Origin of the sequence: Actinocrispum sp. NPDC049592 (genome assembly GCF_040675465.1) — a bacterium.
Classification (GTDB): Bacteria; Actinomycetota; Actinomycetes; order Mycobacteriales; family Pseudonocardiaceae; genus Kibdelosporangium.
Map to the genome: position 1 here is coordinate 80,037 of NZ_JBFAPA010000019.1, position 23,285 is coordinate 103,321.

The 23,285-nt window shown below is 69.4% G+C and carries 16 protein-coding genes and 1 tRNA gene; 4 read left to right on the top strand and 13 right to left on the bottom strand.

Features of this window, described 5'->3' with window-relative positions; genetic code table 11:
- Positions 1–267 precede the first annotated feature (267 nt).
- Positions 268–1,371: an FkbM family methyltransferase gene (locus tag AB0J95_RS38190; protein ID WP_364769446.1), complete on the top strand. Its 1,104-nt coding sequence runs from the start codon at positions 268–270 to the stop codon at positions 1,369–1,371.
- A 93-nt stretch (positions 1,372–1,464) separates the two neighbouring features.
- Here the strand turns inward: AB0J95_RS38190 and AB0J95_RS38195 are convergent, their stop codons facing one another.
- The 5 genes from AB0J95_RS38195 to AB0J95_RS38215 form a co-directional block, all read right to left on the bottom strand.
- Positions 1,465–2,823 (bottom strand): pyridoxal-dependent decarboxylase, encoded by a 1,359-nt coding sequence (locus AB0J95_RS38195; RefSeq protein WP_364769448.1) that lies wholly within the window; start codon positions 2,821–2,823, stop codon positions 1,465–1,467.
- A gap of 13 nt (positions 2,824–2,836) precedes the next feature.
- Positions 2,837–3,610 (bottom strand): tryptophan synthase subunit alpha, encoded by a 774-nt coding sequence (locus AB0J95_RS38200; protein ID WP_364769450.1) that lies wholly within the window; start codon positions 3,608–3,610, stop codon positions 2,837–2,839.
- Entirely contained in the window at positions 3,607–4,491 is an 885-nt protein-coding gene (locus AB0J95_RS38205) for a prenyltransferase/squalene oxidase repeat-containing protein (protein WP_364769452.1), read from the bottom strand. Before AB0J95_RS38205 ends, AB0J95_RS38200 begins: the two co-directional genes overlap by 4 nt.
- 38 nt (positions 4,492–4,529) lie before the next feature.
- On the bottom strand, positions 4,530–5,711 hold the full coding sequence (locus AB0J95_RS38210) for a hypothetical protein (RefSeq protein ID WP_364769454.1): 1,182 nt from the start codon (positions 5,709–5,711) through the stop codon (positions 4,530–4,532).
- 228 nt (positions 5,712–5,939) lie between these two features.
- Positions 5,940–6,027 (bottom strand) — tRNA-OTHER (locus AB0J95_RS38215).
- A 236-nt stretch (positions 6,028–6,263) separates the two neighbouring features.
- On the opposite strand from AB0J95_RS38215, the gene AB0J95_RS38220 reads away from it, so the two are divergent.
- Genes AB0J95_RS38220 through AB0J95_RS38230 form a run of 3 tightly spaced genes read left to right on the top strand, consistent with a single transcriptional unit; the run spans position 6,264 to position 7,750 of the window.
- A complete protein-coding gene (locus AB0J95_RS38220; RefSeq protein WP_364769456.1) occupies positions 6,264–7,271 on the top strand; it encodes a DUF2156 domain-containing protein in 1,008 nt (335 codons plus the stop codon).
- 18 nt (positions 7,272–7,289) lie between these two features.
- On the top strand, positions 7,290–7,466 hold the full coding sequence (locus AB0J95_RS38225) for a hypothetical protein (RefSeq protein WP_364769458.1): 177 nt from the start codon (positions 7,290–7,292) through the stop codon (positions 7,464–7,466).
- Complete coding sequence (locus AB0J95_RS38230) at positions 7,463–7,750, top strand: phosphopantetheine-binding protein (protein ID WP_364769460.1); 288 nt, start codon at positions 7,463–7,465, stop codon at positions 7,748–7,750. The genes AB0J95_RS38225 and AB0J95_RS38230 overlap by 4 nt, the downstream gene beginning before the upstream one ends.
- 96 nt (positions 7,751–7,846) lie before the next feature.
- Here AB0J95_RS38230 and AB0J95_RS38235 read toward each other — a convergent pair whose 3' ends face one another.
- From AB0J95_RS38235 to AB0J95_RS38270, 8 genes are all read right to left on the bottom strand, one after another.
- Complete coding sequence (locus tag AB0J95_RS38235) at positions 7,847–8,890, bottom strand: methyltransferase domain-containing protein (protein WP_364769462.1); 1,044 nt, start codon at positions 8,888–8,890, stop codon at positions 7,847–7,849.
- 114 nt (positions 8,891–9,004) lie between these two features.
- Complete coding sequence (locus tag AB0J95_RS38240) at positions 9,005–10,831, bottom strand: sialidase family protein (protein WP_364769464.1); 1,827 nt, start codon at positions 10,829–10,831, stop codon at positions 9,005–9,007.
- Positions 10,832–10,994: 163 nt separating this feature from the next.
- On the bottom strand, positions 10,995–12,299 hold the full coding sequence (locus AB0J95_RS38245; RefSeq protein ID WP_364769465.1) for an MFS transporter: 1,305 nt from the start codon (positions 12,297–12,299) through the stop codon (positions 10,995–10,997).
- On the bottom strand, positions 12,299–16,204 hold the full coding sequence (locus AB0J95_RS38250; RefSeq protein WP_364769467.1) for an amino acid adenylation domain-containing protein: 3,906 nt from the start codon (positions 16,202–16,204) through the stop codon (positions 12,299–12,301). The genes AB0J95_RS38245 and AB0J95_RS38250 overlap by 1 nt, the downstream gene beginning before the upstream one ends.
- A gap of 33 nt (positions 16,205–16,237) precedes the next feature.
- Complete coding sequence (locus AB0J95_RS38255) at positions 16,238–19,408, bottom strand: amino acid adenylation domain-containing protein (protein WP_364769469.1); 3,171 nt, start codon at positions 19,406–19,408, stop codon at positions 16,238–16,240.
- A complete protein-coding gene (locus AB0J95_RS38260; protein ID WP_364769471.1) occupies positions 19,405–22,566 on the bottom strand; it encodes an amino acid adenylation domain-containing protein in 3,162 nt (1,053 codons plus the stop codon). Before AB0J95_RS38260 ends, AB0J95_RS38255 begins: the two co-directional genes overlap by 4 nt.
- Entirely contained in the window at positions 22,563–22,943 is a 381-nt protein-coding gene (locus AB0J95_RS38265; RefSeq protein WP_364769473.1) for a phosphopantetheine-binding protein, read from the bottom strand. The genes AB0J95_RS38260 and AB0J95_RS38265 overlap by 4 nt, the downstream gene beginning before the upstream one ends.
- Positions 22,940–23,143: an MbtH family protein gene (locus AB0J95_RS38270; protein ID WP_364769475.1), complete on the bottom strand. Its 204-nt coding sequence runs from the start codon at positions 23,141–23,143 to the stop codon at positions 22,940–22,942. Before AB0J95_RS38270 ends, AB0J95_RS38265 begins: the two co-directional genes overlap by 4 nt.
- Positions 23,144–23,285: the final 142 nt, after the last annotated feature.

The following is a 23,285-nucleotide window of genomic DNA, read 5'->3' on the forward strand; positions in this document are numbered from 1 at the left end:
ACCATGTGAACACGGCCAATGGCGCCGTTGAACGCATTGGCCGGCACGGCACTGGACATTTGTATCCTTTCGCCGGTTTGTGTTTCGTCCATGCTGACAGGTATACCGGCCCGATGCAATTACCAAACCGTGTATACCTATTCACTGTGCTGATCATTTCCCCACGACGGCGAGTCAGCGAAATGTCAGCAATACGTCGAACGCTCCTGACAAGATGGACCCGGCATATGCCCGACACCGCGGCACGGCACGATGTGAGGAACGCCTATGACCATCCAGAACACGCCGCCACTCCGGCAGATCGAGACCGAAATCGAGGAGGCGCTGCGTTGTTATCCCGGCATAGCGCGAGCCCGCGTTCTCCGCGATGCCGATGACCGGCTGGTGGCACAGGTGCTGCCATGGGGCACGTATTCCGTCACCGCCGACACCGGCGTTCTCGCCGACCTGGCGGTCATGAACATCGCCGAGACCCGGTTCCTGCACGACGAGATCTTCGTCAACGAGGTGTACCTGCGCGGCGGGATCGTCCTGCGCGAAAACGCGGTGGTGTTCGACGTCGGCGCGAACATCGGGATGTTCAGCCTGTTCGTCGGGGCGCGCTGCCCGTCGGCCACGGTGTACGCGTTCGAACCCGTTCCCGAGGTGTTCGCCAAGCTCCAGCGGAACGTCGACGAGCGCGGCCTCGGTGTCCGGCCGTTCAACTATGGGCTGTCCGACCGCGAACAGGACGTCTCGTTCTACTACTACCCGGACATCTCGATCATGTCGACCCGCCACGACTACACGAACTGGGACAACGAGGTCGACCTGATCAACCTGTACGTGGCGAACGAGCGCCGCAACGGCCCGCCCGGTCGCGAGGAGCACCTGGCGCACGTGGAAGGGTTGGCGGCCAAGGACTTCGAGTTCACCGAGTGCCAGTGCCGGCTGCGCCGGATCTCGGACGTGATCGACGAGGCCGGGGTCGGCGTGATCGACCTGCTCAAGATCGACGTGCAGCGCTCCGAGTACGACGTGCTCAAGGGGATCGAGGACCGCCATTGGCCGCTGGTCCAGCAGATCAGCATGGAGGTCCACGACGAGGCCGGCTCCCCCACCGACGGCCGGGTCCAGCAGGTCACCCAGCGGCTGACCGACGAGGGGTTCCAGGTCAAGGTGGAGATCGAGGAGATGCTCCGCGACACCGGCCGCTATGCCGTCTACGCGATCCGGCCGGGTTACGACAGTGACCCGCGGAAGGTGGTGGCGGCAGCCGGTACCGCGCGAGCGGTCCAGCCCGAGCACGTGCTGGACTGGCTTTCCGCTCGCCTGCCCGCCGACCGGGTGCCGGACGAGGTGGTCGTCGTGGATGCCCTGCCCCCGAGATAGGAACCGCTGGACCTCCGCCCGCCGGAGGTCCAGCCCCCGTCAACGCCAACTGGCCGGCGCCCTTACGTGGGCGCCGGCCAGAGTGTTTGGTGCTCACTGTTTCTGTGCGGGATCGATACTGGAAATCACTTCGTCGACCAGTTGCTTGGTGGTTTCCGGGTGGACGAAGCACAGCCGGGCCACCGGTTGGCCGTCCCAGGTTGTCGGCAGCACGAAGGCGATCTGGTCGGCCAGCAGCTGGGCCGACCAGCTCTCGTAGTCGTCCCAGGCCCACCCGTCCCGCCGGAACAGGACCACCGAGAGCTCCGGCTCGCAGACCAACGTCAGGCCCTCGGTCGCGGTGATGCGGTCGGCCGCGTAGCGGGCCATGGTGAGGGTGTTCTCGATGCCGTCGCGATACCCGTCGGTGCCGTGGATCGCCAGCCCGAACCACAACGGCAGGCCGCGGGCCCGGCGGGTCAGGTGGAAGGCGTAGTCGCTCGGGTTGCCTTCGTCGACGTCATCGTGGATGGCGTCCAAATAGGACGCACGCTGCGCGTGCACCGCTTGTGCCGTCGGCGGATCACGGTAGATCAGCGCGGCGCAGTCGAACGGCGAGAACAGCCACTTGTGCGGATCGATGACCAGGGAGTCGGCCCGCTCGATGCCGGTGAACAGATCGCGCACCGAGGGCGCGAAGATCCCGGCGCCGCCGTAGGCAGCGTCGACATGCATCCACAGTCCCTGCTGCTGCGCCACTTCGGCTATCCCGGCGAGATCGTCGAGCAGACCGGCGTTCGTCGTGCCCGCAGTGGCGACCACGGCCACGACATCGTCCCGGTTGGGCTCACGGGCCAAGGTGTCCTGCAACGCCTGCGCCGTCATCCGGTGGCCGGGCGCGGGTACCAGCAACGGATCCATGCCCAGCAGGTGCAGCGCCTTGCCCACCGAACTGTGGCTCTCCACCGTGATCGCCACCTTCGGCCGTCCGCCGCGCCCGCCCCGACGGCTCAGGCCGGTGTCACGGGCGACCAGAAGTGCCGACAGGTTGCCGCTGGAGCCACCGGACACGAAGCAACCACCGGCACTCGCCGGCAACCCGGCGGCGTCGGCCACCGCGCGCAGCGCCTGGTTCTCGGCCGCCACCGGCCCCGAGGCCTCGAGCCACGAGATGCCGTGCAGCGAGAAGCAGGTGGCGAGCACGTCGATGAGAATCGAGGTCTTCGACGGCACACACGACACGAAGGCCATGAACCGTGGGGTGTCACAAGCGATGATCGCCGGCGCGACGTCCCGGAGGAACACCGACAGGACCGCCTCGGGGTCGTTGCCGGCCGGCTTGATCAGCCCGGCCAGCGTCTCCGCGAGCCGCTTGCGGTCTCCCCCGGTCTTGAGCGGAACCTCGTCCAGGCTGAGCTGCCGCAGGCACTCGTCGAAGACGCGCCGGGCCAGCTGGTGGTCCAGAGTGTGCATGGATGTCCCGTTCCTACTTCGCTGCGGCCATGATTCCCTTGAGCCACCGGGCGAACGCCTCGGTTCCCTCCTCCAGCCTGGCCACGGCGGCGGTGCCGATGATGACCCCGTCACAGGCGCCACTGCTGCGCAGCTCTTCGACATCCACGGGTTCGTTGATGCCGAAGGCGGCGCAGACCGGCAGCTCCGGCCGGAACGACTGGAGTTCCGCACGCTTGCGGTGCAGATCCGTCATGGAGGCGGACCGGGCTCCGGTGTTCGGCCCCAGCGACGCGTACACGAAGCCGCCGCCCCGCGAGATCACGCGCCGGTCCCCATTGGACAGTCCGTCGGCGGTGGCGTCCACCGCGGGGATGACGACCGCGCCGTCCTCGGCTGCGACCATCGCGAAGTCGGTGATGTCCGGCGGGTCGGTCTCGAACAGGTAGCCGGAAACGCCGGTGCGCAAGGAAAGTGGCGCCGACCAGACGTCGGGCGAGAGCCACGCGGACCCGTAGACGATGGCCACCCGCACGGGAGCGCGCAACAGCCATTCGACCCGTTGGTCTTCGGTGCCGGGCTCGGCCTCCCGCAGTGCCCGGGCGAGCACCGGGCCGGTCCTGGGCGACCACCGGGCGTCCGAGATCGCCGGGAACTCGATGAAGTCCACGCCATGGCGCACGCACAGGTTGAGCGCTTCCAGGCTCGCGCTCCAGGACGGGAAGCCCGGCACGAGGTAGATCCCGACGGCGAGGTCCCCGCGCCTGGAGTTGCCGTTGATGACGTCCGACAGCCGCGACAGGCTCATTGTCCGCCCCTGTGCAACGTGAGCAATGTGGACACGATGCGCAGCGCGCAGTACGACTCCCACAACGTGGCGTACGACCGTGCCCCGTAACCGCCGTCCGGCTTGCCGTAAGCGTTCACCGCGGGCGCGAGCCGATCCGTCCAGACCGTGCAGCTCAGCACCTCGCCCGCCCGGAAACCCCAGTAGGACGCGGAAAGCAGGGGCGTGTCATCGGCCTCGGTCAGCGTCGCGAGCCCGGTCGGCGTGTCGAACCGCGCCCTGAGCCATTCAGCGGTGGCGCGGCTCTCGGCGGCATCAAGTGGGTGCCCCAGCAGCGACAAACTGCAGATGGCACAGTAGGTGTGCTCGGTGTCCGACGGGAGGCCCGGCATGCCCCCGTAGCCGCCGTCGCCGGCCCGGCAGTCCCGGATGAAGCCGACGAGCGAACGAGTCACCTCGGGCGAGAGCAGGCCGAGTGCGCCCAGCTGCTCAAGTGCGCGCAGGACATAGAACATCTCGTCGATGTCCGAAGTGGCAGGCAGGCCGGGCGTGGCCAGCTCGCTGACGAACCAGGCCGCGAGCTCGCCGGGAATCTCGTCACCGCGGCCGGCGAGCGTGTACGCGCGCACCGCGTAGTAGCTCGCGGCCCGGGAAGGCTCGACGGCCGCCGTCGTCATGGCGAACACGCCGCCGGGCCGGCGGCACTCGTCGATGAACGGGGCGAGCGTGACCGGTTCGCCGGACAGGATCGCGGTGATCTCGGCCGCCCACCGGAGTGCCTCCAGGGTCGGCTCGTCCTCGCGGGCCTCCAGGTAGCGGCCCGGCCCTTGCCAGCGGGATTTCAGGAAGCGCAGCGTCGCGCTGGCCGGAAGCAGCGTCGGAGAACTGGCCGGGAATGCCATCGCGGGAACAGCTCCTCTCGTGGTCGGTGGCACGGGAATCAACCGCTGACAGTGCCGAAAATGTGGCTCTGCGGCGGGATCTCAAGGAAGTCGAGGCCGGACAATGCGGCGGGAACGGGCAGGCTCTTGGGCGTCGGCCCGTCGAACAGCAGGCCATTCCGCAGTTCATCGCGGTGCGCGGCGAGCTGATAGTTCCGGTACAGCGGCCGCACCTGTTCGTGCGCGTCGTTCAGCCGTTCCGGGTCGAGGAATGTGCTCGCCGTGGCGATGCTGTCCATCTCGCTCAGTGCGGCGATCGAAATGGTGAAACTGACGAGGTCGCTCGGAATCACCATGGCCGGGTCGTCGGCGGCGTACTGATATGGCTTCGGCAGGGCCTCGAGCAGATCACCCGCGTGGATGATGAACTCCCCGGCACTGTCCATCGTCTCCGGGCTGACGAGCATGTCCTGGCACATCACATAGTTCAGATAGCCGAACAGCTGGGGATTCCGGCTGTAGTAGAACAGGGTGGCCAGGCCGTCGGGTTCGTGGTCCTCGATAGCCGCCAGCCGGTGCAGCCGGAGGTCATTGATACACGTCCCATAACAGCCGGAGTCGATGAGGGCGATGGACGGCTGGCGGAGAACCGGGCCCAATGTCAGCGCATTCGTCCGGATGGCCCTGGAAACGTGTGCGAGATGCAGGTGACGGCCTTGTTCCGTGGCGGTCGCCGCCACGAAGAAGGGCAGCGCGTCGCGGGCCAGGAACACCAGGGTCTCGATCGAGTTCTGCCGGCACCAGCGCAGCGCCCAGTTCGTGAAGCCGTACCAGACGGGAGTCCACGGCTTGATCAGGGTGAGGAACCGCTCGGTGGTCTCACACAGCCAGGCCGGCAGGTCGCCCTGCGCGCCGAACGTGCGGTGGCACAGCTGGTCCACCTGGCGATGGGACAGGTCGTTCGCGGCGGTCATGGAGCCGCGGAACCGGTGGGCGGCCTCCTCGACGGACGGGGCCTCGGACGAGCTCGCGACCCGCCATCTCTCCAGGCAGAAGTCGACGACCGCGCGGACGTACTCCGCCGCCAGGCGGTACTCGCTCGGCTTGGGCAGGTCCCGCACCAGCGCCGCCAGCCATTCCGGCACGTCGGAAACCGGGATCGGCTGACCGGGTCTCCGGCCGGCCGCGACCAGGGAGACCGGACCGGGGGCGAACAAGGCGGTCGATGAGGTCGTGGTCATGAGCTGGGGTACGACTCACCTTGAGGGGCCCGGCCCGCCCACGCCGGCCGGCTGCGGTGCGGGCTCGCGGCGTCGCCCGCGGTTGTGTCTCCCACGAATTCTCCTAGCAAGCAACGGTACGAGGCCGGCAGGCATCGCAGCTTTGTCGGTTGGTGGAAACACCCGGTGCAGGCGCGGGCGAAAACGGCAGGCACAAGGAGCAACGGGGGCTCCTTATGCCTGTCGTCGCGGAGAGGGCAGGATTCGAACCTGCGTAGGCAACTGGTACCTGCCCGGCTGACGCCGGACCCCATTAGGCCACTTTGGGAACCTCTCCTGGGGTGGCCCGCTCCTGGGCCGGGTTTTGATTTGTTCGCTTGTGCTGAAACCATGATGACGGATGACTCTGATGTCCTGCTGACTCGTTACTGACCCTTTCCGCCCTTGATATCCGAGCGCTCTCGTGCAATAACAGATGCGAGTGCCGAGCCGTTTGACGTGGTGTCGAATGAACGCACCCGCCGGCCCTCATCGACCGCGGCCGGAAAGGCCATGCCAGGAATGGGGCAGCAGATGATCGAATCGCTCACGGCCGCGGACATCGCCTCGGACATCGCCCTGGACGCCATCCAGCGATACCCGGACGCGGACAATCCGAGCTCGTTCCTCGCGGTCAACGAGGGCAACAGCTACCTGCGGCTGCCGGACACGCCGGGCGTGATCGTCTACCGGCCCACCGGGCGCTACCTGGTGCAGTTCGGCGGCCCGTTCGCGCCCAAAGAGGCACGGCCGCGCCTGCTGCGCGCCTTTGCCGACCTGGCCGCCGAGCAGGACCGGGAGATCGTGTCCATCCAGCTGCAGGGTGCCGACGCGCCCGAGTACCTGGACGCGGGCTTCACCGTCAACCAGATCGGCGGGTCCTACGCGCTCCGGCTGGACACGTTCAGCCTGCGGGGCACGGCGTTCGTGCGGCTGCGCAACAAGATCGCGCGGGCGGTGCGCAGCGGGATGACGATCAGCGAGGTGCCGCTCGACCGCTGGCACCCCGCGATCAGGGAGCTGGACGCCGGCTGGCTGGGCACCAAGGGCGGGGCCAACCCGCTGGAGTTCCTCGTGGGCCAGATGGGCGGGCGCTACCAGCACCTGCGCCGGCTCTTCGTCGGTGTGCACGGCGACGAGCTGACGGGCTACATCTCGTACTCACCGGTCTACGGCTCGCGGCCCGGGTGGATGCACGACCTCAGCCGCCGCAGGCCGGAATGCCCGCCGGGCGTCATGGAGGCGATCAACAAGACGGCCATCGAGACGTTCCAGGCGGAAGGCGTGCCGTGGCTCCACTTCGGATACACGCCCTTCTCCGGGCTCTCGACGGACCACGAACTGCCCGGGCACAGCCGCGCCTTCCAGTGGTTCATGCACGACCTCTGGGCCAACGGCGGGCACATCTACCCGGCGCAGACCCAGTACGCCTACAAGGAGAAGTGGCAGCAGGACGTCGTGCTGCCCGAGTACATCGCCTTCCAGCACGGCGCCAGCATCCCGGCCCTGGTGGCCGTTTTCCGGGCCTGCAACGCCGTCTAGCACTCAGGGAGCACAGAGATGCCGGATGAGATCGCCGCGGCCGGGCAGCAGGTCGTCGACATGCTCGGCGCGTGCGCAGCGGCCCCCGATGACGTGGAGACCGGGCGAGCGGCCGACGAAGCGCTGATGCGACTCGAGCGGCTGCTGGCCGCCGCTGCCGGGTTGTCGTTGTCAGAGAAGGGATCCAGCCAATGACCACACACGTGCCCACCGCCGCGGAACTCCTCGGGGAGCTGCGGCGGATCTGCGCGGAGACCGCTGAGATCCCGATCGGCAGGGTCACCGCTGATGCCGACCTCACGGACGATCTCGGCGTCGACTCCCTGTCCCAGGAGGAGCTCGTCGCGAAGGCCCTGGGGCGGTACGGCCTGTCCGGCATGGCGAACACCGTTCAGGCAACGAACTATCCCACACTGCGAGCCTTGGCCGGCCTCATCCAGCAGCTGAGCGTTGCCCCTCCGGAGCGCCCGGTTTCCTGACCGGGCCGCGCTTTGCTCCCCGACGGCACCAGACCAGGCGAGCCACGAGCCCAGACCGACCCCGCGGTCTGGGCTCGTGGCTCGCCCGCGCGCTGTTCAGGCCGGCCTGTCGCCGGTGGCGACCAGGGCCACGCGGGGAAGTTCCGCGGCGTGCCGGCCGTTGTCCTGCCACAGTTTTATCGAGTCCAGTTGCCCGGCGTCGTCGCCGGCCAGGTACTCCGCGTAGGGGCTGAGGATCTCGCGGACCATTCGCCAGTGGTCGTGGCCCTGCTGGTCGTTCTTCGGCCGCAAGCCCTCGAGCCCGAACAGGTCGACGAGGTACTTCAGCAGCTCGACCCACGCCTCGTCCGCGCTGTCCGCCCAGACGACGCAGGGGTCGTAGACCTTCGTGACCCGCACGTTCCCGAAACCGGCGTCCTCGAGCAGCGTCCTGATCCCGTCCTCGGTGAAGTGCGCACAGTCGTGCCCGGTCAGGGTGTACTTCTCGAGAACCTCGGAGTACCACCGGGCGGTGGGCGAGTTCTCGACGAAGTCCTGGACCAGGACGCGGCCGCCGGGGCGCAGGATCCGGTGTGCCTCGGTCAGGGCGGTCAACCGGTCGGGCACGGGCACGTGGTGCGTGCCGTAGGCGAAGATGACGCCGTCCATCGTCCGGTCCGCCAGCAGCAGCGACTGCGCGAGCTGCCGCACCGCGGGGAAGCCACGGGCCAGGGCGTCGGTCACCATCGAGCCGGCGCTGTCGCCGGTGAAGATCTCCGGCATGTCGGCGGGCGGGGTCACCAGGCGCATCGTCCGGGTGAGGGTTCCGTTGCCGCCGAGGACGTCCAGGATGTACTTGCCCGAGCCGCCGTCCGGCATCAGGATGTCGAAAAGCGACTTGATGCCAAGGGTTCTGGCCAGCGGGTAGCGCACCTGGGTCTGCCGGTAGGTCTCCCCCCGGCCGCCCTTGTCCGTGCCCTCGAAGGTGGTCGACATCGAGTCGATCTGCTGGAAGACCGCGCGGTTGGCGCGCATCCGGTCCAGGCTCAGCCGCGCGTACAGCGCGGGGTGTTTCACGCGACAGGCGTCGAGGTAGTCGGCGGCCGTCGCGCCGGGCAGGTATTCGATGTCAGCGAAGTGCTGGTGCAGCGTGTTGTCCACCGAGCTGGTGTCCTTTCGATACTGGGTGTCAGCGTTGACAGCCCGCGAACACCACCGCCCGTTCGGATCGAAGCGCTCTGCCGACGGACGGTGGTGTTCTGCGCTGACGAGCGGTTACCGAGCGGTTGTCGCGCTCACCACGTCGGAGTTGCCGAAGTTCGCCGGGCAGTCCGCGTTCGGCCACGGCGCCGGGGTGATCACCTTGTCAGCGTCGAAGGACGCCTGCCGCCACGCGTCGACGGCCGGGCAATCAGCCGTGCGGGACACGTCGGTCCACGCGCCTGCCCCGTAGTCGCGGGTGGCGACGGCGTAGGCGAAGAAACCGAGGAACTGCGGGTAGTTCCAGACGGCGAAGCTGGTGCCGCGCGCGTCACCGCTGGGGCCGGTGTACTTGGTGGTCCAGCCGGTCGGCGCACCGCGCCAGCCGACCGGCGACGACCGCAAGGCCCCATGCAGCATCCGCGGAGCCGACGTCGACTCGTTGAATGGGGTCGTATAGGCGTTGTAGGTCAGGTACACGCGGGAGGCGTCGGGCGCGATGGCGACCGAGGCGTGCACCGCTCGCTCACCCGGCAGGGACACCGCTTGCGGCTTGGACCACGTCCTGGCGCCGTCCCTCGAGTACGCCAGGAACGCGGCCTCCTGGTACTTGCCGAGCCGGCCATCGGTCCAGGCGAACATGATCTCGTCCGTGGCGTCCCAGCCGGTGGGGGCGCCGTTGGCGATGCTCAGGCTGGGGTGCGGTTCGTCCGAGGTCCCCGCCTTGCCGTCCGAGGTGCACCGGTCGCCGACCGTGTCCACGAAGAAGCATCCGGTGTTGAACTGCATGAACTCGACCGGCGTCGTCCACGTGGCGCCACCGTCGTAGGACTTCATCAGGGTCTGCGACCCGTTGAGCCCGAACGACGGGAACCCGGCGGGGAAGCGCGTGAAGACCACGTAGACCACGCCGCGGCTGTCCGTGCGAACGGTGCAGCCCAGGCGGAAGCCATCGGTGTTCGAGTTGATCGGCGGGGCGATGCCGTGCGTCGCCCACGTCGCGCCACCGTCACCGGACACGGCCACCGTCGGCTGGACCGGGCCCACGTTCCCGGCGACCGGAACGAACTGGAAGTCGTTGTAGCAGATGTAGGCCCGGCCGAAGTACCGGCTGGTGCTGGCGTTGTCGGCCCAGATCTGGTCCTCGGTGGGCCGGTGCTGGACGGGTGCGGTCGGCGGCACGAGGACCGGGTTCGACCAGTTCTTCGCGTCGGCGAGCCGCGCCGGTGTCGGGTTGTCGATGTGCGACGCCGCCACGGTCCGCACCGACTCGATGCGGCCCGGCTGGATCGCCGTGTTGGTCAGGTTGTTGGTGAGGGTGGAGAAGTACAGCCGCGAGCCGTTCGCCCAGGAGAACCTGCCGTCCTTCAGCACCGGGCCGAAGGCCACCGAGGACCCACCGCCCGCCCGCAGGCCGTTCTCGTAGTAGTTGGGCACCGAGTGGATCTTGCCCACCTGCGGGACGCAGGGCTCCACCTTGGCGTCGCACCCGGCCGCGGTCAGCCCCTGATAGGTGGGCTGAGCCCAGCGGCGGCCACTGTCGAACGAGAAGTACAACCCGCTGTAGCTGACGCCTTTGTTGAACGTTCCGCCGGACTGGGGATCGGCCGGCAGGCCGCACGATGCTCCGTTGGTGGCGGCCTGCATCGAACACGGCTGCATGTCGATCAGATCGTTCGCGGTCGCCGCGATGACGTGCGTGTTGACCGGGTCGACCGCCATGGTGGGCATGGCCTGCAGGTTCCGCTGGTACACCCCGGTGGGGTCGTCCACGCTCATCAGGGCGGCCTTGGCCGGCCTCCCCGACTCCGTGGCCTGGGACACCGGCGATCCCGTCAGGGTGACGGCCAGGCCGGCGACCGCGGCCAGCGCCGTCACCATTCGAGTTCTACGCACACGCATTGCCCCTGCCTTCATTCTTCTAACCATTTCTCGCTGACCACGGAAATTCCCTTTCGGGTCGATTTAGACAGCGCCGATAAATCGCATGTCAACCTTTGAATATCATCGCAGCCGACGCTGACACGGAGCTGACGTAATTGGATGCACAAAGCGGACCGGCTGGTCAGGCGACCGTCATTTCGCTGACGCCGTCCGGTTCGGCGGGCAATTCCCGGCGGTGCTTCATCGGACCGATGAACAGCAGGACGTCGGTGAGGACGTTGGCGATCACCAGGATGAACATCGCCGTGCGGACGTCGACGAGGGTGCCGAGCACACCGCCGAGCAGGCTGCCCAGCGGCCAGACACCGAAGGAGACGAACCGGATGGTCATGGCGACCCGGCCGCGCATTCCGGGCGGGCAGTAGGCCTGCCGGAACGCACCCGCGGTCACGTTGCGCACGACCACGCCGGTGGCCCACACCAGGGTTCCGGCGAACGCCAGCACGAGCGCCACGCCGGGGCGGGCGAACGGGTACAGCAGCAGGAAGAAGTCGGTGACCGGGGCCGTCAACAGGGTCCGGGCGGACCCCAGGCGGGTGCTCACCCTGGCCGCGAGCATGGCGCCGAGCAGCCCGCCGACGCTGATCATGATCGTGACGGCGCCGACCGCCCATGCGGTGAGCCCGGCGCCCTCGATCAGGAAAACGACGCCCAGTGCCTGGATCCCGCCCATGAGCAGGTTCGTGCAGGCGTTGCTCAGCGTGATGATCCGCAGGTACGGATCCCTTGCCACGAAACCGATCGCCGCCCGGACGTCATCCCGGAACGTGCTGCGCGGCCGCTCTGTTCCGCCGGCCGGGTCAGCCGGGCGATCGGACGGTTCCCGCGCCCGGATCGACCACAGGCACGCGGCGCTGACCAGGAAGCTGAACGCGTCGACGAACAACCCGACGACGGCCGAGGAGAGCTGGGTGATCAGCCCGCCGATGCCCGGCCCGGCGATGTTGGCCGCCTGTTCGCTGCCCATCAGGCGCGTGTTCGCCCGCAGCAGCTCACCCTTGCCGACCAGCAACGGCACGAAGGCGTTGTACGCCGCGGTGAACAGGACGTTCGAGCAGCCGACCGCGAACGCGATCACCAGGACGTACTCCATGGACAGCGCGCCGAGCCAGGCCAGCACGGGGACGCTCACGATCAGCAGCGCCGAGGACAGCTGGCAGCCGATCATCAGCGGCCGCCTGCGCCGGCGATCGGCCCACGCTCCCGCCTGCAGCCCGATGACCAGCCAGGGCAACCAGACCATGGCGTTGAGCACGCCCATCATCAGCGTGCTCGCACCCAAAGTCTGCAGTGCCACCAAAGGCAACGCGAACGTGGTCACGGCACTGCCGGTCTTGCTGACGGACTCGGCCGTCCACAGCAGCCGGAAGTCCCGTCCCCGCAACGCGCCACCGCTGGTGGTGGTAGTCGTCGTGTCCGTGGTCATCAGGCACCGAGCCTCGCCGTGAGCAGTGCGCCGATCTCGGCGGCCGGCCCGGGTTTCATCATCTCGAAATGTCCACAGTCGACAGCCTGGTTGGCGATGGCACCGGTGACGTAGGGCCGCCACAACTCCGAGATGCCGGTTCTCCCCTGTGCCGCTTCGATGAAAAGCAGGTCTCCGTCGAACACCTCGTGCTCGTCACCCTGGGCTATCCGGATCAGGTTCCCGGCCGCACGCGGAAGGTCGGCCAGGATCCGTCCGGGCAGGCCGAAACCATGGGCGACCGCCTGCCGCATCCGTTGCCGTGCCCCTGGATCGTCGACGGCGGGCACGGCAAGGCCGAGATCCTGCGCCATGGTCAGCAGAATCGACTGCTCGACCGCGTCCAGCCGGGCGGCGGGATCCAGGCCCAGCAGCTGGTCGTTGGCGGGATAGGAGTCAAGGAGGGCCAGCAGCTCCACTTGCTCGCCCTCGTGCCGCAGCCGGGCGGCGACGGCGTGCGCGATGCTTCCGCCCAACGACCAGCCGAGCAGACGGTACGGGCCGTCCGGCTGGATCTCGCGGATCCGGCCGGCGTAGCTCGCGGTGAGCTCCGCGAGATCTCCCGGGTGCTCCGGCACCATCTGCAGGCCGTAGATGGGCAGCCCGGCGGGTAGGTGCCGCTGCAGGCCCGAGTAGCACCAGGCAACCCCGGACACCGGGTGCACGCAGAACAGCGGCCGCTGGTCGCCGGACGTGCGGATCGGCAGCACCGGGTCGATCCGGGCCTGCGTGGCCGGGTCCGCCGCGAGCGAGGCGAGGACGCCGGTAACGGTCGGCGCCTGGAGCAGGACGCGGACCGACAGGTCCGTGCCCAGCGCGGCGCGGATCCGGCTCACCAGCCGGGTGGCCAGCAGCGAATGGCCGCCCAGCGCGAAGAAGTTGTCGTCGGCGCCCACCGAGTCCAGGCCGAGCACCTCGGCGAACAAGGAGCACAGCGCCTCTTCGCGGCTGGTGCGGGCGGCGCGGGCCGCGGTCGCCGCGTACTGCGGGTCCGGGAGCGCCTTGCGGTCGAGTTTCCCGTTGGGGGTCAACGGCAACGAGTCCAGTTCCACGAACGCCGATGGGACCATGTAGTCGGGCAGCTTGGTCACCACGTGGTCGCGCAGTTCGCCGAGGTCCACGGAGCCGTTGGCAGGCACCACATAGCCGACCAGCCGGCCGTCCCTGGCCACCACCGCGGCCCGGCCGACCATCGGGTCGTCCGCCAGCACGGCGGCGACCTCACCCGGCTCGATCCGGAAGCCGCGGATCTTGACCTGATCATCGGCGCGGCCAAGGAAATCCAGCCCGCCGTCGCGCGTCCACCGCACCACATCACCGGTGCGGTACATCCGTTCCCCGTCAAGCCCGAAAGGATCGGCCACGAACCGCTCAGCGGTGGTCTCAGGGCGACGCCAGTACCCCCGGGCGACCTGCGTTCCGCCCACGTACAACGCGCCCGGCACGCCGACCGGAACCGGGCGCAGCCGCTCATCCAGCACGTACACGCGGGTGCCCGACACCGGACGCCCGATCACCGGCCGGTCGCCCGCCACCGGGGCGGTCGTCGTGTAGATGGTGCATTCGGTGGGGCCATAGCCATTGAGCCCGGTCGTGCCCTCGGCTTCGCGGATCCGGCCCCACAGCACGGATCCCACGGCCTCGCCGCTCACGATCAGCACGGCCGGCCGGCCGGGCCCGTCCAGCAGCCCCTCGTCCACCAGTTGCTCGGCGTAGGAAGGTGTCACTTCCATCAGGTCCACGCTGTGCCCGTGCACATAGCCGATGAGCTCGCGCACATCGCGCCGGACCTCCTCGGTCAACAGGTGCAGTTCATGGCCCTCCAGCAGGCACAGCACCATGCTCCAGGACACGTCGAACGACAGCGCGGTGACCAGGCCCGCCCGCAACCGGCGCCCGGTCCGCCGCGCCGTCGGCCGCATCAGTTCGCCACGCAGGAAACCGAAGAAGGTGACCAGGCTTTCGTGGGTGACGACCACGCCCTTGGGACGGCCGGTCGACCCGGAGGTGTAGAGCATGTACGCCGGATCCGATGGCGCGAGCACACCGCCCCGCTCCCCCGCGCCGACCGGGCCGTCCGCGAGGGCCGCCAGTTCGTTTTCCACCTCCGGGGAACCCAGCATCAGCACCTGGCTGCCGGGCGATGCCAGTTCGGCCGTCGTGATCACGGCCGTGGGTGCGGTGTCCGCCAGCATGAACCGCACGCGGTCGGCCGGATACGACAGGTCCACCGGCACGTACATCGCCCCGGCGGTCAGCACTCCGAGCAAGGCGACGATCGAGTCCGCCGACCGCGGCAGCACCACGGCCACCGGATCCCCCGGCCCCACCCCGGCGGCGATCAGCCACCGGGCCACCCGGTTCGCCCGGCCGCTCAGCTCGCCGAACGACATCGCGATGTCAGCACACACCAGCGCACGCAGCTCTGGCTCAGCCGCCGCACGGGTCGCGAACAAGTCCGGCACCAGGCCCGTCTCGGCGATCGCCGACGGGCCTTGGCCCAGGTCCAGCAGCTCACGGCTTTCCTGTGGGGCCAACACCGCCACGCGGCTCACCGGCACGTCCGGCGCCGCGGCCACGGCCTCCAGCACCCGCACCAGTCCGGCCGCCAACGCCTCCGCGCTCTCCCGGTCGAACAGGTCGAGGGCGTACGCGAGGTCGCCGTCCATCCCGGCGGGCCGGCCGCCGGGGCCGAAGTTCTCGGTGATGGTGAAGGTGAGGTCCAGCTTGGCGGTCGACGTCCGCGCAGTCTCCGGTTCGGTGTGCAGGCCGGGGAACAGATCCGCGGCTATCGATCCACTTTGGACGTTCAGCATCACCTGGAAAAGCGGGTTGCGGGCCGGTGACCGCTCCGGGTTGAGGTGCTCGACCACGAGGTCGAACGGCGCGTCCTGGTTCTCCAGCACCGTCAGCGAGGTGTCGCGCACCCGGTCCAGCAGTTCGGCGAAGCTCGGATCGCCGGACAGGTCGGTGCGCATGACCACCGTGTTCACGAAGAACCCCACGAGGTCGTCCAGGGCTTTGTCGACGCGTCCGGCCAACGGCGACCCGACGCAGATGTCCAGCCCCGCACCCCACCGGCTCAGCAACACGGCCAAACCGGCGTGCAGCACCATGAAGACCGTCGCCCCGCTCCTGCGCGCGAGCCCGGCGAGCGCGGTGTGCAGCGCGGGAGTGACCACAAAGGACAGTGCGTCACCGCGATAGGAGGCGAACGGTGGCCGGGGCCGGTCGGTGGGCAGTGCGATGCACTCCGGCGCGCCCGACAGTTCCTTGGCCCAGAACGCCAGCTGACCGGCCAGCACACTCCCGGGATCGTCGGCCGAACCGAGCATCTCGTTCTGCCACAACGTGTAGTCCACGTACTGAACGGGCAGCGGCTCCCACTCCGGCGCCCGGCCCCGCGCTCGTGCCGTGTAGGCCTGCGCGAGATCACGCAGCAGCGGCGCCGTCGACCAGCCGTCCCCGACGATGTGGTGCATCACGATCATCAGCACGTGCTCGTCCGGGCCGGCCGCGAACAACAGCGCGCGGACCAGCGGCCGGGGGCCGGCCAGGTCGAACGTGTGCACCGCCGCCGCGCGGATCGCGGCCGGTAGGCCATCGGGGTCGCAGTCGACGATCTCCAGCTCCAGCTTGGCATCCTCATGGCGCAGCACGCGCTGGTGCGGCTCTCCCCCGGCGTCGGGAAAGACGGTTCGCAAGGCCTCGTGCCGGTGGACGACGTCGGTCAGCGCGGCGGCCATGGCGTTGCGGTTCAACGGTCCCCTCAGCCGGAGCGCTCCCGGGATGTTGTAGGTCGCGCTGGGGCCTTCGAGTCTGTTCAGGAACCACAACCGTCGCTGCGCGAAGGACAGCGGGATCATCGGGTCTCCTCAGTGGTCTCCGGCGGCGGCCACTCAGGTCGCCGCGGGGTCGGTCATCCGGCGCAGCGCGGGCCGGGCGGCCCTGGCCGTGGTGAGCCGCTCGCCGAGACCGGCGACGGTCGGGGCCTGGAACACCGTCTTGACGGTCACCTCGGCGCCCAGATCGCTCCTGATCCGGTTGACCAGCTTGGTGACCAGCATCGAGTGGCCGCCGAGGGCGAAGAAGTCGTCGTCGATCCCGATCGGCCCGCGGCCGAGCAGCTCCGCGAACAGCCCGCACAGCACCTCTTCCCGGTGGTCGCGCGGGCCCCGGCCGGTCGGGGCGTGCGAACCGGCGGGGTCCGGCAGCGCTTTGCGGTCGAGCTTCCCGTTGGGACTCAACGGAAGCGCGTCCAGCACCACGAACGCCGACGGAACCATGTAGCCGGGCAGCCTGGTCGTGGCGTGCCGGCGCAGCTCCTCGACGTCGGCCGAACCGTTGGCCGGCACCAGATAGGCCACCAGCCGGTCGTCGTTCACCACCACCGCGGCCTGGCCCACCAGCGGGCTTTCCGCCAGCACGGCGGCGATCTCGCCCGGCTCGATCCGGAACCCCCGGACCTTCACCTGGTCATCGGCCCGGCCGAGGAACTCCAGCTCGCCGTCGCGAGTCCACCGCGCCACGTCCCCGGTGCGGTACATCCGTTCCCCCGCGAGGCCGAAGGGGTCGGCCACGAACCGTTCCGAGGTCAGCCCGGGGCGACGCCAATACCCTTGGGCCACTTGCGTTCCGCCGAGGTACAACGCACCCGGTACACCCACCGGGACCGGGCGCAGCCACTCGTCCAGCAGGTACGCCCGGGTGCCCGGCACCGGCCGGCCGATCACCGGCCGGTCACCGGTCACCGTGGCGATCACCGAGTCCACCGTGCATTCGGTTGGGCCGTAGAAGTTCCACGCCGTCACGCGCTCGTCCTGGCGGAGCCGCTCCCACAGCCCGGGTCCCATGGCCTCGCCGCCCAGGAACAACAGCGACGGCCCGCCCGGCCCGAGCAGTCCTTCGGCGATGAGCTGTTCGGCGTAGGAGGGGGTGACCTCCAGCAGGTCCACGCCGTGCTCGCGGACATAGCCGACGAGGGCCTGCATGTCGCGGCGGACATCGTCCTGGAGCACGTGCAGCTCATGCCCGGCGACCAGGCACAGCACCATGTCCCAGGACCCGTCGAACGACAGCGCCGCCACCAGGCCCGCCCGCAGCCGCCGACCGGCTCGCCGCGCTGCGGGCGCGATCACGTCGCGGTGTTCGAAGGCGGCCAGGTTGGCCAGGCCCCGATGGGTGACGGCCACGCCCTTGGGCCGGCCGGTGGATCCGGACGTGTAGATCAGGTAGGCCACATCGCCTGGCGCCACCACGTTCCGGCGCTCCGCCGCCGCGATCGGCGCGTCCGCGAGGGCCGCCAGTTCGGCTTCCACCGCCGGTGAACCCAGCACCAGCGCTCGCACATCGGGAGGCGCCAGTCCGGCCGTCGTGATCACGGCGACGGGTTCGGTGTCCGCCAGCATGAACCGCACCCGCTCCACCGGATACGACACATCCACCGGCACGTAGACCGCCCCAGCCGTCAACACGCCCAGCAACGCCACCACCGAGTCCACCGAACGCGGCAACAGCACGGCAACCGGATCTCCCGGACCGACCCCGGCGGCGATCAACCACCGGGCCACCCGGTTCACCCGGCTGCCCACTTCACCGAACGACATCGCCACGCCACCGCACACCAGCGCGGTCAGCTCCGGCTCCGCCGCCGCCCGCGCCGCGAACAGCTCCGGCAGCAGTTGTGGCCCGGCTGCGGCGGGTTCGCCGTGTCCCAGTTCCAGCAGTGCCCGGCTTTCCTGTGGTGCCAACACTTCCACCCGGCTCACCGGCACATCCGGCGCCACCACCAGTCCTTCGAGCACCCGCACCAGGCCCGCCGCCAACGCCGCCGCGCTCTCCCGGTCGAACAAGTCGAGGGCGTACTCGATCTCGCCGGTCAGCCCCGTCGGCCGGCCGTCGGCGTCGAAGCACTCGGCCAGCGTGAACGAAAGGTCGACCTTGGCGGTCGGTGTGCGCACCGCCTCCAGCTCGGCGGCCAGCCCGGGCATCAGGTCCGCGTCACGCGGCATGTTCTGCAGGGACAGCATCACTTGGAACAGCGGGTTGCGGGCCGGCGACCGCTCCGGATTGACGTGCTCTACCACCAGCTCGAACGGCGCGTCCTGGTTCTCCAGCACCGCGAGCACCCGCTCACGGACCCGGCCCAGCAGGTCGGTGAAGCTCGGATCACCGGACAGGTCCGTGCGCACGACCACCGTGTTGACGAAGAACCCGACCAGCTCGTCCAGCGCCTCATCGGTGCGGCCCGCCAACGGTGACCCGACGGGGATGTCCAGCCCCGCACCCCAGCGGCTCAGCAACACCGCCAAACCGGCGTGCAGCACCATGAACAGCGTCGCCTCGCTCTTGCGGGCGAGGTCGGCGAGCCCCGCGTGCAGAGCGGCGTCCACGGTCAACGGCACGCTGTCGCCGCGATGCGAAGCGAACGCGGGCCGCGGGCGGTCAGTGGGCAGCGGCAGGCAGTCCGGCGCACCGGCCAGCTCCTTCACCCAGAACGCCAGCTGACCCGCGAGCACACTGCCGGGATCGTCGGCCGCACCGAGCATTTCCGTCTGCCACAACGTGTAGTCCACGTACTGGACCGCAAGCGGCGGCCAGTCCGGCGCCCGGCCCTGCGACCGCGCCTGGTAGGCGCGCCCGGCGTCGCGCAGCAGCCGGCCCGTCGACCAGCCGTCCCCGGCGATGTGGTGCCCCACGATCATCAGCACGTGTTCGTCCGGGCCGGCGACGAACAACGTCGCCCCGAACGGCGGCCGGTCACTCAGCTCGAACACCCGGTTCGCGGTGCGCAGCATCGCCGCCGCCAGGTCGTCGGGTTCGGCGACCTCCAGCTCCAGCCGGGCCTCGTCCACATCCAGTATCCGCTGGCACGGCTCCCCCTCGACCTCGGGGAAAACCGTCCGCAGTGGTTCATGCCGCGCGACGACATCGTTGATCGCGGCCGCCATCGCCGCGCGGTCCAGCGGTCCTCGCAGCCGCAACGCTCCCGCCATGGTGTAGGTCGCGCTCGGGCCTTCGAGCTTGTTCAGGAACCACAACCGTCGCTGCGCGAAGGACAGCGGGATCATCGGGTCATCGCCGGACGGCTCATCCGCCGCAGTGCGAGGCGGGCGGGACGGGCGTCGGACAGCCGCGCGGCCAGGTCGGCGACGGTCGGCGCCTGGAACACCGCCCGGACGGACAGCTCGGCGCCGAGCTCGGTGCGGATCCGGCTGGTCAGCCGGGTGGCGAGCAGGGAGTGACCGCCGAGGGTGAAGAAGTTGTCGTCGATCCCGATCGGCTCGCGGCCGAGCAGCTCCACGAACAACCGGCACAGCACCTCTTCCCGTTCGTTGCGCGGACCGCGGCCGACGGGGGAATGCGACCCGGCGGGGTCGGGAAGGGCACTGTGGTCGAGTTTTCCGTTGGGGCTCAACGGAAGCGAGTCCAGCACCACGAACGCAGCCGGAATCATGAACTCCGGCAGCCGGCCCATCGCGCTGCGGCGCAGTTCATCGACGTCGATGCAATCGTTGGCCGCCACCAGATAGGCCAGCAGGGCACCGTCGCGGACGATCACCACCGCCCGGCCGACCGCCGGGTTCTCCGCCAGCACGGCGGCCACCTCGGCCGGTTCGATCCGGAAGCCGCGGATCTTGACCTGGTCGTCGGCCCGGCCCAGGAACTCCAGCAGGCCGTCGCCGTTCCACCGGGCCAGGTCGCCAGTGCGGTACATCCGCTCGCCCTCCGCCCCGAAGGGGTCCGCGACATACCGTTGCGCGGTCAGGCTGGGACGGTTCCAGTAGCCGCGGCCGACCTGCGGCCCGGCCACGTACAGCGCGCCCTCGACCCCCACCGGGACCGGGCGCAGCCACTCGTCCAGCACGTACGCCCGGGTGCCCGGCACCGGCCGGCCGAGCACCGGCTGGTCACCGGTCACCCGGGCAATCGTCGTGAACACCGTGCATTCCGTTGGGCCATAGACGTTGTAGCCGGTCACGCCGTCGGCCTGGGCGATCCGCCGCCACAGCCCTGGACGCACCGCCTCACCGCCGACCTGCACCACCGACGGCCGGACCGGCCCGTCCACCAGCCCTTCCTCGAGGAGTTGCTCGGCGTACGAGGGAGTGATCTCCAGGACGTCCACGGCGTGTTCGCGCACGTAGCCGACGAGGGCGTGTGCGTCGCGGCGGATGTCGTCGTCCAGCATGTGCAGTTCGTGGCCGGCCAGCAGCCACAACACCGGGTTCCACACGGCGTCGAACGACAGCGCCGCCACCATGATCACCCGCAGCCGCCGCCCGGCCCGCCGGGCGGCGGGCTCGAACTTCTCGCGGTGCTCGAAAGCGGCCAGGTTGGCCAGACCCTGGTGCGTCAGCACCACGCCCTTGGGCCGGCCGGTCGATCCCGACGTGTAGATCATGTACGCCGCGTCGAGCGGCGCCAGCACCCCGCGGCGCTCCGCCGCCCCGACCGGCGCGTCCGCCAGCGCGGCCAGCTCCGCCTGTGCCTCGGCGGAATCCAGTACCAGCAACTGGGAACCGGCCGCCAGGGGAGCCAGTCCGGCGGTCGTGATCACCACGTGCGCCGCCGCGTCCGCCAGCATGAACCGCACTCGTTCGTCCGGATAGGACACTTCGACCGGCACGTACATCGCCCCGGCGGCAAGCACTCCGAGCAACGCCACCACCGCGTCGGCCGACCGCGGCAGGAACACGGCCACCGGGTCGCCCGGTCCCACGCCCGCCGCGATCAACCAGCGAGCCACCCGGTTCACCCGGCCGGCCAGCTCCGCGAACGACATCGACACGTCGCCGGACACCAACGCCGTGACGTCCGGCGCCTGCGCGGCCCGCGCCGCGAACACATCCGGCAGCAGTTCCGGTTCCGCCGCGGCGGAGTCGCCTTTGCCGAGGTCGAGCAGCGCCTGGCGGTCTCGCGGCGCCAGCACCTGGACCTGGCTCACCAGCACGCCCGGGTCGGCCACCACCGCTTCCAGCACCCGCACCAGGCTCTGTGCCAGGGATCTCGCCCGCTCCCGGTCGAACAGGTCCGGCCGGTACTCGATGTCCATGTCGATCGCGTCGCCCAGCTGCTGCACGGCGATGCTCAGGGTGTAGTTGGTCTTGACGTCGGTCCGCACGTCGGTCATCGGGAAACCGTTGGTCGTGCCGGCCCCGGGGAAGTTCTGGTACGACATGTGCGCGTCGAACAGCTCCGGCTGTCCCGCCGCGAGCCGGACGTCGACCAGGCCGAGATGGTGGTGCGGAATCAGCCGCGACTGCTCGGCCTGGATCCGCGTCATCAGGCCGGCCACCGTCTCGGGCCGCGACAGCTCCTGGCGCACCCGGACGGGCAGCGTGTTGAGGAACATTCCCGCCATGTTCTCGATGCCCGGCACCTCCGGGGAACGGCCGGTGACCGTGCCGCCGAACACCACGTCGGTGCGGCCGGTGACGGTGCCGAGGGCCAGTCCCATCGCCCCTTGGAAGACGCTGTTCATCGTGAGGCCGTGGCCGCGGGCGAAGGCGCGCACCTTCGTGACCAGTCCGGCGGGTACCTCGAAGTCCAGTGTCTCGCTGGGAGTCAGCCATCGGTCCGGAGTGGACGGTGCCAGCAGGGTCGGGCCGGCCAGTCCGGCAAGCGCCGCGCGCCAAGCGTTCTCGGCCGCCGCACGGTCCTGTGTGGACAGCCAGCGGTAGTAGTCCTCCAACGGCGGGGGCGCAGGCATGCCGGTGTCATCACCGCCCCGCTCGTAGAGTCGCGCCAGTTCGCCCAGCAGCAGCAAGGACGACCACCCGTCCAGGACGGCGTGGTACGTGCACAGGACGAAGCGATACTGGTCCGGTGCGAGCCGGACCAACAGGAACCGGGTCAGCGGCGGCTTGGTGAGGTCGAACCGTTGCGCCACGAAGGCCTTGGTCAGCTCGTCCAGCCGCGCCCCGCGCTCGGCCTGCGGGACGGCGGACAGGTCGACCTGCCGCCAGATCAGCGGCACCTCGCGCAGGACGACCTGAACGGTCCGGTTCGCCCGGTCCTGCCGGAAGCAGGCCCGCATGCACTGGTGCCGGGCCAGCATCCGTGCGCAGGCGGCTCGCAGCGCCGCCACGTCCACGGGCCCGGACAGCAGGGCCGACAGGTGCATGTTGAACAGGCTGGCGCCGGTCTCGTTGAACTCGGCGTGGAACAACTGCCCCTCCTGCAACGGGGTCAGCGGCAGGACGCACTCGATGCTGGCCTGGCTCACGTGATGGTCTCCCACTCGGCTTCGGTACCGCTGTCGGCGCCACCGGTTTGGTCGAAGTCACCGAACTCACCGAACTCACCGTCCTCGAAACTCAGCAACGGTGATTTCTCCGGCGCCGCGGAGCTCGCGGAATCGCTTTCCGCACTGGGACGTTCGCCGATCATCGCGGCCAATGTCTCGGCGGTCTGGTAGTCGAAAAGATCGCGCACGGTGAAAACGAGACCGGCTTCGCGCGCGCGGGCCACGACCTGAACGGCGAGTACGCTGTCCCCGCCCACCTCGAAAAAGCCGTCCTGGGGGTGGACGAACTGCAGCTCCAGTACCTCAGCCAGGATCCGGCACACCGTGGCCTCGGTCGCGGCGATGGTGTCCGTCATCGCGCGGACACCCGCTCACCAGGCATGATGTCCGTCCAGTTGGCGGCGACGTAGTCGAGGCACGCCTGCCGCGCACCGCCACCGAACACCACCCGCCAGCCGGGCGGCACGTCGATGACCTCCGGCCAGAGCGAATGCTGACCAAGGTTGTTCACCAGGACCAGATAGCTCGCGTCCTCGATTTCAAAGGGATCGGCCACGGCAGGACTCCAAATGATTGGCTGGCGTCTTGACCGAAGAGTCGCATGGCCTTCTTATCGGCCGCTGACACCGGCCTGACCCGTGTTCTACGTCAGCGCCGGGCCAGCGATATGTCAAGAACGGTTGGCATATTGGGCCTCG